11 protein-coding genes and 1 riboswitch are annotated in these 14,634 nt (G+C 70.5%); of the genes, 7 read left to right on the top strand and 4 right to left on the bottom strand.

Features of this window, described 5'->3' with window-relative positions:
* Positions 1–45: 45 nt before the first annotated feature.
* Positions 46–915: a LysR substrate-binding domain-containing protein gene (locus P7L68_RS14805; protein WP_372006393.1), complete on the bottom strand. Its 870-nt coding sequence runs from the start codon at positions 913–915 to the stop codon at positions 46–48.
* A gap of 115 nt (positions 916–1,030) precedes the next feature.
* Here P7L68_RS14805 and P7L68_RS14800 point away from each other — a divergent pair, with 115 nt between their 5' ends.
* The gene (locus P7L68_RS14800; RefSeq protein ID WP_372006392.1) at positions 1,031–1,432 is read left to right on the top strand and encodes a rhodanese-like domain-containing protein; all 402 of its coding nucleotides are present in this window, start codon (positions 1,031–1,033) and stop codon (positions 1,430–1,432) included.
* Between the two features lie 25 nt (positions 1,433–1,457).
* Here P7L68_RS14800 and hrpB read toward each other — a convergent pair whose 3' ends face one another.
* The gene (hrpB, locus tag P7L68_RS14795; protein ID WP_372006391.1) at positions 1,458–4,052 is read right to left on the bottom strand and encodes an ATP-dependent helicase HrpB; all 2,595 of its coding nucleotides are present in this window, start codon (positions 4,050–4,052) and stop codon (positions 1,458–1,460) included.
* A 7-nt stretch (positions 4,053–4,059) separates the two neighbouring features.
* Positions 4,060–4,794, bottom strand: a complete 735-nt coding sequence (locus tag P7L68_RS14790) for an SIMPL domain-containing protein (protein WP_372006390.1) — start codon at positions 4,792–4,794, stop codon at positions 4,060–4,062.
* A gap of 321 nt (positions 4,795–5,115) precedes the next feature.
* Between P7L68_RS14790 and P7L68_RS14785 the strand changes: the two genes are divergently transcribed.
* The 6 genes from P7L68_RS14785 to P7L68_RS14760 all read left to right on the top strand — a co-directional run bounded on the left by P7L68_RS14785 (position 5,116) and on the right by P7L68_RS14760 (position 13,550).
* Positions 5,116–5,724 (top strand): PRC-barrel domain-containing protein, encoded by a 609-nt coding sequence (locus P7L68_RS14785; protein ID WP_372006389.1) that lies wholly within the window; start codon positions 5,116–5,118, stop codon positions 5,722–5,724.
* 166 nt (positions 5,725–5,890) lie between these two features.
* Positions 5,891–6,112, top strand: a riboswitch (cobalamin riboswitch).
* Positions 6,113–6,216: 104 nt separating this feature from the next.
* Positions 6,217–8,112 (top strand): TonB-dependent receptor plug domain-containing protein, encoded by a 1,896-nt coding sequence (locus P7L68_RS14780; RefSeq protein ID WP_372006388.1) that lies wholly within the window; start codon positions 6,217–6,219, stop codon positions 8,110–8,112.
* Positions 8,113–8,130: 18 nt separating this feature from the next.
* Entirely contained in the window at positions 8,131–9,603 is a 1,473-nt protein-coding gene (locus P7L68_RS14775; protein ID WP_372006387.1) for a cobyric acid synthase, read from the top strand.
* Entirely contained in the window at positions 9,600–10,673 is a 1,074-nt protein-coding gene (gene cobD, locus P7L68_RS14770; RefSeq protein WP_372006386.1) for a threonine-phosphate decarboxylase CobD, read from the top strand. Before P7L68_RS14775 ends, cobD begins: the two co-directional genes overlap by 4 nt.
* A 91-nt stretch (positions 10,674–10,764) precedes the next feature.
* Positions 10,765–12,441: a glycosyl hydrolase family 17 protein gene (locus P7L68_RS14765; RefSeq protein ID WP_372006385.1), complete on the top strand. Its 1,677-nt coding sequence runs from the start codon at positions 10,765–10,767 to the stop codon at positions 12,439–12,441.
* A gap of 200 nt (positions 12,442–12,641) precedes the next feature.
* Positions 12,642–13,550, top strand: a complete 909-nt coding sequence (locus tag P7L68_RS14760) for a cation diffusion facilitator family transporter (RefSeq protein ID WP_372006384.1) — start codon at positions 12,642–12,644, stop codon at positions 13,548–13,550.
* Positions 13,551–13,557: 7 nt separating this feature from the next.
* On the opposite strand, the gene P7L68_RS14755 is transcribed toward P7L68_RS14760, so the two are convergent.
* Positions 13,558–14,526, bottom strand: a complete 969-nt coding sequence (locus P7L68_RS14755; protein ID WP_372006383.1) for a helix-turn-helix domain-containing protein — start codon at positions 14,524–14,526, stop codon at positions 13,558–13,560.
* Positions 14,527–14,634 lie beyond the last annotated feature (108 nt).

The following is a 14,634-nucleotide window of genomic DNA, read 5'->3' as shown; positions in this document are numbered from 1 at the left end:
TTTGCGGCCGTCAGCCTTCCGGAAAGCTGAAGGCGCCATCGCCGCTCAGTCGGCGCTGCGCGTCATTTCCGCCCGCAGCCAGTCGCGCACCACCCGCACCGGCGGCGCCGGCCGAGGGCCGGTCAGCAGATGGATGCCGCGCGAACTCGGCACGCCGCAATCGAGCGGCGCCACCAGCCGCCCGCTCTCGATCCAGGGCCGTACCAGGTGATCCAGAGCGATGGCCACACCCAGCCCCTGGGCGGCGGCTTCGTACAGCATCTGCAGACTGTCGAAACCCCGCACCGGCGGCAGCACGGCGGGGTCGAGGCCCACCGCCCGCGCCCATTCGGGCCAGAATTCCGGCCGGTGGGCGGGGCCGAGCAGCGGCAGGTGCACCAGATCCTGCGGCCGATCCAGGCGCAGCGCCGGGCTGGCCACCACCACCACATGCAGCGGCATCGACGCGACCCGCATCACCCCCGGCCAGCCACCCTCCCCCAGGCGAAGCGCCAGATCGGCGGTGCCGGTGCCAGGCTCGACGCAGTCGGCCGAGCCGTGCAGATCAAGCCGGATGCCCGGATGGGCCGCCTGGAAGGCCGGCAGCCGCGGCAGCAGCCAGGTCATCGCAAGCGTCGGGATCAGGCTGATCCTGACCGCCCGGCAATCGGCCTGACGCGCCCGCCCGGTCGCCTGGCGCAGGGCATCGAGCGCCGGCAACAGCTCGGCGGCATAGGCGGCACCCCGGGCGGTCGGCACCACGCCGCGCGGCAGCCGCTCCAGCAGCGGGCCGCCCAGATGCTCTTCCAGGATCCGGATCCGCCGGCTGAGCGCCGGCAACGACAGCCCCAGCGCATCGGCGGCCGCGGTCAGGCTCCGCAGCTGTGCGGCGGCGGCGAAGGCCTCGATCGATCGGAAGGGTGGCAGGGGTTTCATCGGCGGCATCCGGATGCAGATCCAGGGACCTTAGCACCGCCCGTCGGTTTATCGAAGGCCGGCCGGACATGGACGGGGTATGCTGCCGGGCACGGAAACACCAGGGAGACCCCCGATGGCGCTGAAGAAAACCGTGAAGCAGATGGTGGCAGAGGCGACCGCCCGCATCCGCACCATCCCGATCGACGAAGCGAAGACCCTGCTCGACGACCCGGACACGCTGTTCGTCGACATCCGCGATGTCCGCGAGCTGGAGCGCGAGGGCATGATCCCCGGCGCCTTCCACGCCCCGCGCGGCATGCTGGAATTCTGGGTCGACCCCGAGAGCCCCTATCACAAGCCGGTCTTCGCTTCGGGCAAGAGCTTCGTGCTCTATTGCGGCGGCGCCTGGCGTTCGGCACTGGCGGCGGACACGCTCCAGCAGATGGGGCTTGAACCCGTCGCCCATCTGGAAGGCGGCTTCGGCGGCTGGAAGGCCGCAGGCGCACCGGTGGTGCCGCGGCCAGCCAAAGGCTGACCCTGGACCACGTCCGCCCGCTGGCTCAACTGCCCCGGGGCTTGGCCCGGTGGGTCGCGACCGCGCCGGTCGGATCCTCGGGCCAGGGATGCTTGGGATAGCGCCCGCGCAGTTCGGAGCGGACCTGGGCATAGCTGCCGGTCCAGAAGCCCGCCAGATCGGCCGTCACCTGAACCGGCCGGCCCGCCGGCGACAGCAGGTGAACCAGCAGGGCCACCCGGCCATCGGCGATCCGCGGGCCTTCGGCGGCCCCGAACATCTCCTGGAGCTTCACCGCCAGAACCGGTGGATCGCTGCCATAGTCCACGGCATGGCTGCGGCCCGAGGGCACGCTCACCCGCTCCGGCGCCGCCTGGTCCAGCCGGCTGCGCTGGCGCCAGTCCAGCAGCCGGAGCAGCGCGCCCTTGACATCGATCCGGGCAAGATCGTCCAGCCGCCGCACCCGCCCCAGATCCGGCCCCAGCCAGTCGTCGAGCGCCGCCAGCAGGCCGTCATCCGAGACATCCGGCCAGCCGGCCCCGGGCCCGTCGATCCGCGCCAGGAAGGCGATGCGGGCCCTGAGCGTCTTCGCCGCCTCGCTCCAGTCCAGCCGGTCGAGGCCCAGCCCCCGCACCCCTTCGGCCACTGCCGCGGCGTGATGCTCGGGCGCCAGCTTCGCCAGCGGCTTTGCATCGATGACCAGCTGCCCCAGCCGCCGTTCGCGCACCGCCACCAGGCCGCCGGATCGCGGATCGAATTCCACCCGGTCAACCGTGCGGATCTCGTCGGCGAAGCTCTCCACGATCTCCGCCGGGGCGATCCGGGCGGCGAGGAAGGCGCGGACATCGCCCCCGCCCTGCGTGCCGCCGCCCCCCTGGGTGCCACCGCCGGTCGCGGCGACCGCAAGCCAGTCCTCCGCCGCCAGCGGGTCGAGCGGGTCGAGCGCGACACCGCCGCCGCCCATCAGCCGGAAGACCGCATCGCGCCCGCGCGCCTGCGCCAGCCGTTCGGGATAGGCCAGCGCCACCAGCTGGCCGAGCGAGGGCGGCTCCGCCCCCTCCGGCACCTGCGGCTTCGGCAGCCGCCGCTCCAGCGCCCGGGCGCCGTCGCGCAGCCGGGCCAGCGTGCCGCGGTCGATCACCGCCCCGTCGGCACCGCCCAGCGGGTCGCGGCCTTCCGCCACCAGGATCATGCGCCGGGCAAGATCGGCATCGGCGCGGGCGCGTTTGAACGGATCGCGTTCGGCCAGGATCTGCGCCAGACGCGCGGCCTCGCGCCCGGCCCCCCGCCGCGCACCCTCGATCGCAAGATGGGCCAGCCGCGGATGAAGGCCGAGTTCGGCCATGGCCCGGCCGTGACCCGTCACCCGGCCGGCCTCGTCCAGGGCGCCCAGCCGGCGCAGCAGCTCCCGTGCCTGGCTCCAGGCCGCCGTCGGCGGATGATCGGCGAAGGCCAGCACCCGCGTGTCGTCCACGCCCCACACCGCAAGTTCCAGCGCCAGCGGCGCCGGGTCGTCGACGGTGATCTGCGGGGCTGCGAACCCTGCCAGCGCCCGGGTCTCCGCCTCGGGCCAGAGCCGGAGACAGATGCCCTCGGCGACACGGCCGGCGCGGCCGCGGCGCTGCTCGGCCTCGGCGCGCGACACCCGCATCGTCTCCAGCCGGCTCATGCCGGTCGAGGGGTCGAAACGCGGCCTCCGGGCGAAGCCGCCATCGATGACCACCCGCACGCCCTCGATCGTCAGGCTGGTCTCGGCGATCGCGGTCGCCAGCACCACCTTGCGGCGCCCGGGCAGCGACGGCCGGATCGCCCGGTCCTGCGCCTCGGCGGTCAACTCGCCCGCCAGCGGCAGGATGTCGACCGCAGGGCCGCCGGCGCCGGCCAGCAGTTCGGCCGTGCGCGCAATTTCTCCGGCGCCCGGCAGGAAGGCCAGGATGTCGCCCGGCTCCGCCGACAGCATCCGTCGCACCGCGCCCGCCATCGCAGGGGCCAGGTCGCGCAGCTCCGGCCGGCGGTCGTCATGGATCACCGTCACAGGGAACATCCGGCCCTCGGCCCGCAGCCGCTCCGCCCCGCCGATCAGCGCCGCCACCCGTTCGGCATCCAGGGTCGCCGACATGGCGATGAGGCGGAGATCCGGGCGCAGCGCCTGTTTCGCTTCCAGCGCCAGCGCCAGGCCCAGATCGCCGTCCAGGCTGCGCTCGTGGATTTCATCGAAGATCACCGCGGCCACACCCTGAAGCTCGGGATCGCCCTGGATGCGGCGGGTGAAGATGCCCTCGGTCACCACCTCGATCCGGGTCCGGGGCCCGACCTTCTGGTCCAGCCGGACCCGGTAGCCCACCGTCTCTCCCACCGCCTCGCCCAGCATCGCGGCCATGCGCGCCGCCGAGGCGCGGGCCGCCAGCCGGCGCGGCTCCAGCATCAGGATACGCCCCTCCGCGGCCCAGGGCGCGTCCAGCAGCATCAGCGGCACCGCGGTGGTCTTGCCGGCGCCGGGCGGCGCCTCGATCACCAGATCGCGGCCGCAGTGGAGGGCCTCGCGGATCGGGCGGGCAAGCTCCGCCACGGGCAGGGACCGGATCGCGCGGGCGATCCGGTCGGGCAGTGAGAGATCAGGCAGGGGCGCGTCCGGCGTCAAGACAGCTTCAGTCTTCCAGGAAGAAGTCGATGGTGGTCACCACCCGCACGGTTTTGGTCACCTGCCGGTTCTCGGGCATGTTCGGGATGTCGGTGGCGGGCAGGATCTGGAACAGGCCCTGAGAGGCGTTGCGGATTGCGCCCACATGGCTGCCGCTGTCGGTCGCGAACTGCGCCGCACCGTCGCGGGCATTGGCGGTCGCCTCGGCGATCATCCCGGGCTTCAGGTCGTTGAGCCTGGTGAAGATATAGGACGGGCCGCTGCCCCAGGCGCCCATCTCGTTGGACAGCACCACACCGGCCTCGACCAGATCGCCCACCTTCTGCGAGGCCGCCTCCACCTTGTCGACATCGGTGGTCCGCACCGACACCGTCTGCGCCACGATATAGCGCACCTCGACCGGGCCCGAGCGATAGAGCTGCGCGTTCTGGTCGGTCACCTCCAGGCTCAGCATCTCGATCGTATCGGCCGGCAGGCCGGCATCGGTGAAGAAGCGCTTCACCGTCTCGGTATCGCGCTTCAGCTGGCCCAGCACCTCGTTCAGATCGTTGCCCGAGGCGACATAGCGCAGCGACCAGACCGCCAGATCGGCCTTCACCTCGCGCTCGGCCAGGCCTTTCACCTGGACGGTGCGGTTGCCGAGCCGCGCCTCGACCACACCCTGGCCGACCAGCCAGCCGCCTGCGGCGATGCCCACCGCGATCACCGCGGCACCGGCCAGTCCCAGAACGTCCATACGCATCGGCAGATCTCCTGCGCAGAAATTCGGCCCCGCGGGTGTTGCGGACAGCCGTCGTCCCTCCTGCGCCGGAGCCTGCGACGCGGCGCGGCCGGCGTCAAGCGCGGCAGCGACACCATACCGACACGGGGTGGCCCCATCCGGCCGGCCTGACATCACCCGCTCACAGCCCGGCCCGGCTTCATCATCATCTACCAGTATTCGAAGACCAAACCTCACATTATTATGCCACAGCGCAGCACCTAACAATTTTCGCCCAAGTTCCCAGATCATTGAGGAAGGCAAGAGAACTTGCCGGATCGCCGAACACAGGAGTAATTGACCATGTTCAAGTCCATGCGCGGCACGACCTCGGCTCTTGCGATCCTCATCGGTCTGGGTGCCGTCCCCCTCGCGGCCGGCAGCGCACTGGCACAGGCCACCTCGCCGGGCGCGGCCCCTGCGGAACAGCAGGCCCCTGCCGGCAGCGGTATGGGCTCGGGCGGCAGTATGGGTTCGGGCAGCGGCGCCGCAGCCCCGTCGGGCGCCATGCCTGCGACCCCGCCGGCCGGCGGTGGCGACAGCGCCGAGGCCGAGGATCCGCAGCCGGCGGATACCCTGCTGTCGAACGACACCGTCGTACGGACCCCGGATGGTGATGAAGTGGCCGAACTTCAGGGCGTGATCTTCGGCACCGACGGCCAGATCACCCATGCGGTGCTCGCCTATGGCGGCGTGCTGGGCTTCGGCGCCAAGGAAGTCATGGTGCCCTGGGATCAGTTGAAGGCCGAGCCGGCCGAGCAGGCCCTGATCGCCTCGGTGACGCCCGAGCAGCTGGAGCAGATGCCCGCCTTCAAATCGCAGGAGGCCGTCAAGAGCGACGCCGACGCGGCCACCGGCGCCCAGCCGATGAGCACCACCCCGGCGCCGACCACCGCCCCCTCGGGCGGCTGATCCAGGCCGGACATGACCAACGACCATGACTGACTGACGACGGTCTTCCCCTGGACCATCGACGTTTCCTCCCGAACGTCTCCCTGCCTGATCACTTCGGGCGCCATCCTCCCCCCGCGGGGATGGCGCCCTTTTTTCGTGCCGCTTGCCCGGCCGTGCCCCGATCTCTATGGTGCCGGGCGACGGTGCCGGGCGGCCTTTCCCTGAAAGGACGCCGGCGAAGAGGGAATGCGGTGCGGCGCCCGGGCGCCCAGGCCGCAGCTGTACCCGCAACTGTAGGCGGTGAGCCCGCTCCCATTTCAGCCACTGGCGGTATTCCGCCGGGAAGGCCGGGGGTACGGGCCTGGACCCGCAAGCCAGGAGACCTGCCGTCGCCACCCCGCGTATCGCGCGGTCGTCGGGCGGGCATGACCGGCGGCAGGGACATCCGGGCAGGATCCGGCCATCCCGTTCGCGTCGGTGCGCCAGCCATCGCGGGACAACGCCAGACCCATGACCGACGCCGTCCGCCTGCTTCTGCTCGGCACCGCCCTTGCCGCCGCCGCCAATGCCGTACCTGCCTTCGCCGCAGACGAGGAAGACCGTCAGAGCCTGACGCCTCTGGTCGTGACGGCCACCCGCACGGCGGTCGACCCCGCTACCCTTGGCAGCTCGGTAACGGTGATCGACGGCGACGAACTGCGCCGCGCCGGTACCGTCTTCGTGGTCGATGCGCTCCGCCGGGCGCCCGGCGTGTCGTTCAGCCGCACCGGCGGCCCGGGGGCCGCCACCAATCTGCGCCTGCGCGGCACCGATGACAGCCAGACCAAGATCCTGATCGACGGCGTGGAGGTGAACGACCCGGCCAGCGCCAGCGGCGCCTTCGACCTCGGCCGGCTGCTGGCCGATGACGTCGACCGGATCGAGGTGCTGCGCGGCCCGCAAAGCGCGCTCTACGGCGCCGATGCAATGGGTGGCGTGGTCAACATCGTCACCCGCCGCGGCCTGCGCAATGGCGGCACCGGCGTCGAGGGCGACGCCTCGGCGGAATACGGCGCCTATCGCAGCCGGCGGCATTCGGCGGCGCTGCGCGGTGCCGGCGCGCGTTGGGACGGCGCCGTCTCGATCGTCGACTTCCGCACCGAGGGGTTCTCACGCCTGGAAGGCGGGCGGGAGGATGACGGTTTCACCGGTACCCAGATCGGCCTCAGCGGCGGGCTGGCCCTGAGCGATCAGATCGCGATCGAGGCCACCGGCACGGCCGCCCGCACCTCGGCCGATTTCGACCCCGCACGCAAGCCCGAGGCACCGGGCGAGAACGAGGCCGACAGCCTGAGCGGCCGGGTTGCCGCCATCGCCACCCTGTTCGACGGCCGGGTCGAGAACCGCACCACCCTCTCGGGCTCGCGGCTCGACCGCAGCTCCAAGGATCCGACCTCGCGTTTTTCGGTCCGCACCGATTTCGACGGGCGGCGCACGGGCATCGAAAACCAGACCGACATCACCGTCGACGGCCATGACGACGTGGCCACCATCGGCCTCTCGCGGGAGCACGAGGCCGCCTCGATCGGTGATGCGAAGGCGGCCGGCGATCCGGTGGTCAACACGCTTTCGGCCGATGCCGACACCACCGCGATCTTCGGCCAGTACCGCGCCGGGCTGTGGGACCAGCTCTATCTGACCGCCGGCCTGCGCCGTGACGACCATTCGGCCTTCGGCGCCGATACCACCTGGCGCTTCACCGGCGCCTGGATCGTGCCCGGCACCGGCACCACGCTGCGTGGCAGCTGGGGCACCGGCTCCAAGGCACCGTCGCTCTACCAGCTCTATCACCCGACCTATGGCGATGCGGATCTGGAGGTGGAGAAGAGCCGCGGCTGGGACGTGGGTATCGAACAGCGCCTGATCGACGATGCTCTGACCCTGGGGCTCACCTGGTTCCGCAACGACATCCGCAACATGCTGAGCTTCGATTCCGCCGCCAGCCGCTATCGCAACACCGCCCGCGCCCGCACCGAGGGGCTGGAAGCGACGGCAAAGGCGGCGCCGGCCGACTGGCTCACGCTTCAGGCGGCCTATACCTATCTGGAGACCACCGATCTCGAAACCGGCACGGCCCTGCCACGCCGTCCGCGCCACACCCTGTTCGCGGCCGCCGATGTCTATCCGCTCGACGGTACCCGGATCGGCATCGAGGCGTCCCATGTCGGCGCGCAGATCAACTCCGCCAGCCGGCCGACCAAGATCCGCCGCTATACCATCATGGGGATCAACGGCGACCAGCGCCTGACCGATACGGTCACCGCCTATGCCCGGCTCGACAACGTCTTCGACGTCGACTATCAGGAAGTGGACGGCTACGCCACCCCTGGTCGAAGCCTTTATGTCGGCCTCCGGGTCGCCTTCTGACACTGGGAGACGCCGCTGATGGCACGCTGTCTGATGGTGATGGGCACCGGATCCGATGTCGGCAAATCGCTGCTGGTGGCGGGGCTGGCCCGCATTGCCGTGCGCCGCGGCCTCAAGGTCCTGCCCTTCAAGCCCCAGAACATGTCGAACAATGCCGCCGTCACCGCCGATGGCGGCGAGATCGGCCGTGCCCAGGCCCTGCAGGCCCGCGCCGCCGGGGTGCCGCTTTCGGTCGACATGAACCCGGTGCTGCTGAAACCGCAGACGGATATCGGCGCCCAGGTGGTGGTGCAGGGCCGGATGGCCGGCACGGCACGCGCCGCCGAATATCGCGGCTGGCGCGACCGGCTGATGCCGAAAGTGCTGGAAAGCTTCGCTCGCCTCGCCGCCCGATCCGATCTGGTGCTGATCGAAGGGGCGGGCTCGGTGTCGGAGGTCAATCTGCGCGCCGGCGACATCGCCAATATGGGCTTCGCGACCCGGGTCCGGGCGCCGGTGGTTCTGGTGGGCGACATCGACCGCGGCGGGGTGATCGCGCAGATGGTCGGCAGCCATGCACTTCTGCCGGAAGATGAGCTGTCGCTGATCAAGGGGTTCATCATCAACCGGTTTCGAGGCGATGTCCGCCTGTTCGACGGCGGCCTGACTGAAATCGAGACCCGCACCGGCTGGAAGAGTTTCGGGGTGGTGCCCTGGCTGCCCGCCGCCGCGCGGCTGCCGGCCGAAGATGCGGTGGCGCTGGACACGCCGCGCGATCCGGGGCCCGGGGGCCTGAAGATCGCCGTGCCGATGTTCGCCCGCATCGCCAATTTCGACGATCTGGACCCGCTGAAGCTGGAACCGCAGGTGGCGCTGACCATGGTACCGCCCGGCCAACCCCTGCCGGTGGCCGATCTGGTCGTGCTGCCCGGCAGCAAGGCGACCATCGCCGATCTCGCCTTCTTCCGTGCCCAGGGTTGGGATGTCGATCTTGCCGCCCATGTCCGCCGCGGCGGTCGGGTGATCGGCATCTGCGGCGGCTATCAGATGCTCGGCCGGGTGATCGAGGATCCGGACGGCATCGAGGGACCGGCCGGGGCGGTGCCCGGCCTCGGCCTGCTCGACGTCGAAACCCGGCTTGGCGGCGACAAGGCCCTGATCGAGACCGCGGGCACCGAAATCACCACCGGCGCACCCGTCCGCGGGTATGAAATGCATGTCGGCGTCACCGCCGGCCCGGGCACGGCGCGGCCGATGCTGCATCTGGCCGACGGCCGGGCGGATGGCGCCACCGGCCATGACGGCCGGGTGGCGGGCTGCTATCTCCACGGCCTGTTCGGCGCCGACGGCTATCGCGCCGCCCTGATCGAGGCACTGACCGGCCGGCGGCCGGTGCCGGTGGATTACGAAGCCTCGGTCGAAGCGGCCCTGGATGCCCTGGCCGACCATCTGGAGGCGGCGCTCGATATCGACGCCCTGTTCGCGGCTGCGGCGGAACCGGTGCTGCCATGACCGCCGCGTTTCGTGATCATGGCGGCCGGCTCGCGGCCATGGCCGCCGCCCACCCCCAGGCCCCCACCCCCTGGATCGATCTCAGCACCGGGATCAATCGCGATCCCTACCCCTTTGATCCCAGAGACATTCCGGCCGATGCCTGGACACGCCTGCCCGATGGCGACCTGATCCAGCCCTGTCTTGAGGCCGCCGCCCGCTTCTACCGGGCCCCCGGCCCCGATCATCTCTGTGCCGGCCCCGGATCGCAGGCGCTGATCCAGGCACTGCCCTTCGCCGTGCCCCGCGGCCGGGTCGCCGTGCTCGGCCCCACCTATAACGAACACGGGCCCGCCTGGGTCCGGGCCGGCCACGACGTGACGGTCGAAACCGATCCCGACCGGCTGGCGGCGCCCGGTATCGACACCGTGCTGATCGTCAACCCCAACAATCCCGACGGCCGGGTGACCGGCCGCGACGAGCTGCGCCGGCTGGCGCGGCTGATGGCCGATCGTGACGGCCGGCTGGTGGTCGACGAGGCTTTTGCCGAGATCACACCCGATGCATCGGTGGCCGACCTGGCGGGCCCGGGGCTGGTGGTGCTGCGGTCCTTCGGAAAATTCTTTGGTCTTGCGGGCTTGCGGCTGGGTGTTGCGATCGCGGATCCGGTGACCGCCGGGCGCATCACCGACCATCTGGGCCCCTGGGCGGTCTCGGGCCCCGCACTTGCGGTTGCCGCCCGTGCCTATGACGACACGGCCTGGATCGCGCAGACCCGGGCACGGCTCGCCGCCGGGGCCGGGCGGCTCTCCCGCCTGCTTGGGCGGGCGGCACTCGATCCCGTCGGCCGCACCGACCTCTTCGTCACCGTCGATGCCGGCAGCCGCAGCCGCGCCGCAGCCATCCTGGACCGGCTTGCAGCCCGTCACGGCATCCTGATCCGCGACTGGCCGGGGGCCGTGACCATCCCCGCCCAGGCCGGCTGGCTGCGTTTCGGCATCCCGGCCGAAGACGATGCCCGGGGCCGCCCCGGCGAATGGGGCCGGCTTGAAGCCGCACTCGCCGATGCTGCGTCACACACGGAAGGCTGACAAGCCGGCCGGTTTCGGCTAACGATGTTCGGTCGGGGCATGTGGTCGGTCGAACGCCCCAAGGCCTGCCTGTGGGGAGAATTGCCGAGCGATGTCGTCGCGCCTGATCGGATTGGTCGCCTTTGTCGTCACCGCCGCGATCGCCTGGGGCTTCTGGTCATGGGCCAATGCGCCCGTGGAGCTGCCGGACGTTCCCAACGCCCACGTCGCCTGCACTTCTTATGCCCCGTTCCGCGGCCGCCAGACGCCGCATAACGAAAGCTTCATCGCCCCGCCCGAGCAGATCGCCGAGGATATGGCGATCCTGAAATCGGTCACCGACTGCGTGCGGCTCTATTCCGCCCGTCAGGGCCTGGAAGAGGTGTCGGTGCAGGCCGCACAGCTGGGCATGAGCGTGCTTCAGGGCATCTGGATCGGCGCCAACCCCCAGAACAACCAGATGGAGATCGATGCGGCGCTGGATGTGGTCGCGCGCAATCCGCAGGCGATCAAGGCCGTCATCGTCGGTAACGAGGTTCTGCTGCGGCGTGAACAGTCGCCCGAGAACCTGCGTAAGCTGATCCGCGAGGTGAAAGCGCGGACCGACAAGCCGGTGACCTATGCCGATGTCTGGGAATTCTGGATGAAGAACCGCGACCTCGCGGACGAGGTCGATTTCGTCACCGTCCACATCCTGCCCTATTGGGAGGACGAACCCGTCTCGATCGACGAGGCCATGGCGCATCTGCGCCGGATCATCGACGAGGTCAAGGCGGCCTTCCCGAACAAGCCGATCATGATCGGCGAGACCGGCTGGCCGAGCGAGGGCCGCACCCGCGGCCCCGCCGTGCCGAGCCTGGTCAACCAGGCCAGCTTCATCCGCGACTTCATCCCCCTCGCCCGCAATCTGGGCGTCGACTACAACCTGATCGAGGCCTTCGACCAGCCCTGGAAGCGGGTGCAGGAAGGGACCGTCGGCGGCCATTGGGGGCTTGTCGACGAATATCGCGAGCAGAAATTCCCGCTCACCGGGCCGGTGGTGGAGATGCCGCACTGGCACTGGCTGGCGGCCGGCGGCATCCTTGTCGCCGCCCTGCTGATGATCGCCGCCGGACGGCGCATCCCCGATCACGAAATCGACGAGCATCTGGGGCGCGAGATCGCAGGCTGGGTATCTGCCGTCGCCGGCGCCCAGCTCGCCGGCGCAACGCTGCTGCTCTCGATCGATCATCTGTCGCTGGTCAACCGCGGACCGGTGGAATGGACCGTGGGCATCGGCCTGTGGCTGGTCTCGGGCGTGACCGCAGTGGTGCTCGCCCGTCGCTGGGCAGGCCCGCCCGAGGCGCGCATCCAGCCGGTGCCGGTGGCCGACGTGCTGCAGGCCCTGCGCCAGCCGCTCACCGTCGACTGGCTGGGAACCGGCGATGCTGCCCGCGCCCTTCGCCTCGGTCTGCTCAAGGGGCTGGCCGCGGTGGCCGTGGCGATCGCCATGGTCGGCCTCGCCCTTGACCCGCGCTATCGCGATTTCCCGATCGTCACCTTCCTGATCCCGGCGATCGGCTGGGCGGTGGATGCGCTGATGCCGGTGGCCGGCCGGGCGCGCACGCCGCGGCTGCGGCTGAAGATCGAAGAGGCATTGCTGGCGCTGATGATCGGCGGTGGCGCACTCGCCGTGGCCATCGGCGAAGGGCCTGAGAACGGGGAAGCCCATCTCTGGGCGGTGATCGGCCTGATCTTCGCGGCCGCGGTGGCCGTGGCGCCGCGGCGCAGCCAGACCGAGGGGGTCTGATCCCGGCCCTTTCGCGGCCAACGGTCATTGATCGGTCGCACTTCCCGCTTCCGGTCACCCGGCCTTCTGACGCATCATCGGTCCGGGTGGCGGGGGAGCCACCCGCCGATGCCGGCCCGCCGGCACCGCGGGGATGTGCCGGTGGGGGCCGGCGCGGCCGGCGGCGGCAAACCACGACCCGTTCATCGGGAGACTGAAGCATGTCCAACCTGTCGCCAGCCGAGCGGGCGCGCGAGCGCGCCGTCGCGATTGCGGTTCTGGCCGACCTCGCCCTTTGCGGACCGTTCGTGACCGTCGCCATCTGGTCGGGCTCGCTGACCATGATCGCCGACGGCGTGCGCGGCACGCTGCTGATCTGCGTGGGGCTGGTGTCCTATGCCACGCTGCGCAACATCAACCGCCGCCGCACCGGCAATTTCGAATACGGCACCGCCAAGCTGGAACAGGCGGTCTCCATCCTGATCGCGATGATGCTGGTGGTGGCAGCCTGCTTCATCATCTACAAGATCGCAACCAAGGTGCCGGCGCCTTCGGAAACCGGCAGCGCCGCCTATCTCGCCACCTTCTTCGTGACCTTCAACCTGTTTCTGAACACCGCCCAGATGCTGTCGCTGCGCCGCGCGGCCCGCGACGGCGCCTCGATCATCGTGGTTTCGCAATACCGCGCCCGCATCGCCAAGACCATCGGGTCGGTGGTGGTGGTGGGCTGTGTGGCGCTGGACCAGCTGGCCGGCGACATGATGCTTTCCTACTGGGCCGATATCGTCGGCTCGACGGTCGTTGCCGTCATCATGCTCACCACCACCTATGGCATGCTCAAGGAAGCCATGCCCGACCTGCTCGATCGCTCGCTCGCAGAGCCGATGCAGATGGAGATCAACAAGGTCCTGGCGCAGTTCTTCGACGAATATGATGACATCATCCGGGTCCGCAGCCGCCGGCTCGGCAATGGTGCCGAGGTCGAGATCACGCTGACCTTCGAAGGCGACCGCCCCTTCTCGCAGATCGCCGATATCCTGGACCGGATGCGCGCCGCCCTCACCCAGGCCCTGCCCGGTGCCCAGATCGTTCTGGTGCCCCAGGCGGCGAAGCATCACGTCATGGCCTGATCCTGCATCATCGCCTGTCCGCCCCGGGCGGATGGCCGAAGAAGGCGGCATAGGCCCGGCCGAATGCCGCCTGGCCGGAAAAGCCGACCAGGGCCGCCACGTCGATCAGACCGTGGCGGCCCTCCCGGATCAGCCGCCGGGCGGCCTGCATGCGCTGGCGCTTGCCATACTCGTGGGGCGTGCAGCCGAAACGGGCCACGAAGCCCGCCGCCAGCCGGTTGTGGCTGATGCCCACCCGCCGCGCCAGTTCGCGGAAACCCGGCGGGTCGGCCAGTTCCCGGCGCAGAATCTCCGCCGCCCGTTCGATCTGCATCTCGTGGCGGGTCTGCGCCGGCACGCCGTCGGCTGCCCGGCGCGGGGCTGCCGCGGCCGCCATCACACCCGCAGCCTCGATCATCAGTTCCCGCAGCTTCAGGGTCTCATAGGCCCGGGCCAGCACCGTCGGCCGGGGCGGACCGTCGATCAGCGCATCCATCACCGCATGCATGGCCGGGGTCATCGTCACCGACAGCCCGAAAGGTGCCGCCAGCCGCCCGTCCAGCAGATCGGTGAAGGCCGGCAGCCGGTCCGCCCGGTGGGGAAACAGCGCCACCGCCGCATGGGTGGGCGGGATCCAGAAGGCGGCATAGCGGATCGGCCGTCCCGCCCGCCAGCGTCGGACCTGACGGCTGCCGGCCGGAAACAGCCCGATATAGAGCGTTCCGCCGCCATGGCGCTCGCTGCCATGGGCGGTGATCCGCCGCCGGCCGCCGCCGCTCTGGACGAACTGGATGCTGACGGTATCGTCCATCACATGGCGCAGGATCAGATCGGCGGTCAACCGGCCGTCCAGCCACCAGCCGACGATGCCGCCCTCCATGATCTCGAACCGGCTCCGCCCTGTGAAGGGGGCCGCCTCCATCAGCGGCACGCCGGCTTCCAGCGCTGCCACCACCGCGCGCTGGGTCGTCCAGGGCGTGCCGATGCCTGCCGTCATCCCCCTCTCCCGATGAGTTTTGCATCCGGTCTCGCATCAGCGCATGCCGAGGGACGAAATGCAAAATTTCCGTGCACGCCTGGAAAGACGCTGCCCGCGCCGCCGCGC

The organism is Tistrella mobilis, assembly GCF_041468085.1.
GTDB classification, from domain to species: Bacteria; Pseudomonadota; Alphaproteobacteria; order Tistrellales; family Tistrellaceae; genus Tistrella; species Tistrella mobilis_A.
This window is presented reverse-complemented; position numbering and strand designations above follow the sequence as displayed.

Excerpts from the sequence above, each read along its gene's own strand:
- P7L68_RS14775 (WP_372006387.1), top strand. The coding sequence starts at position 8,131 with ATGGCACGCTGTCTGATGGTGATGGGCACCGGATCCGATGTCGGCAAA.
- P7L68_RS14780 (WP_372006388.1), top strand. The coding sequence starts at position 6,217 with ATGACCGACGCCGTCCGCCTGCTTCTGCTCGGCACCGCCCTTGCCGCC.
- cobD (WP_372006386.1), top strand. The coding sequence starts at position 9,600 with ATGACCGCCGCGTTTCGTGATCATGGCGGCCGGCTCGCGGCCATGGCC.
- P7L68_RS14800 (WP_372006392.1), top strand. The coding sequence starts at position 1,031 with ATGGCGCTGAAGAAAACCGTGAAGCAGATGGTGGCAGAGGCGACCGCC.
- P7L68_RS14805 (WP_372006393.1), bottom strand. The coding sequence starts at position 915 with ATGAAACCCCTGCCACCCTTCCGATCGATCGAGGCCTTCGCCGCCGCC.
- P7L68_RS14785 (WP_372006389.1), top strand. The coding sequence starts at position 5,116 with ATGTTCAAGTCCATGCGCGGCACGACCTCGGCTCTTGCGATCCTCATC.
- P7L68_RS14790 (WP_372006390.1), bottom strand. The coding sequence starts at position 4,794 with ATGCGTATGGACGTTCTGGGACTGGCCGGTGCCGCGGTGATCGCGGTG.
- P7L68_RS14760 (WP_372006384.1), top strand. The coding sequence starts at position 12,642 with ATGTCCAACCTGTCGCCAGCCGAGCGGGCGCGCGAGCGCGCCGTCGCG.
- P7L68_RS14765 (WP_372006385.1), top strand. The coding sequence starts at position 10,765 with ATGTCGTCGCGCCTGATCGGATTGGTCGCCTTTGTCGTCACCGCCGCG.
- P7L68_RS14755 (WP_372006383.1), bottom strand. The coding sequence starts at position 14,526 with ATGACGGCAGGCATCGGCACGCCCTGGACGACCCAGCGCGCGGTGGTG.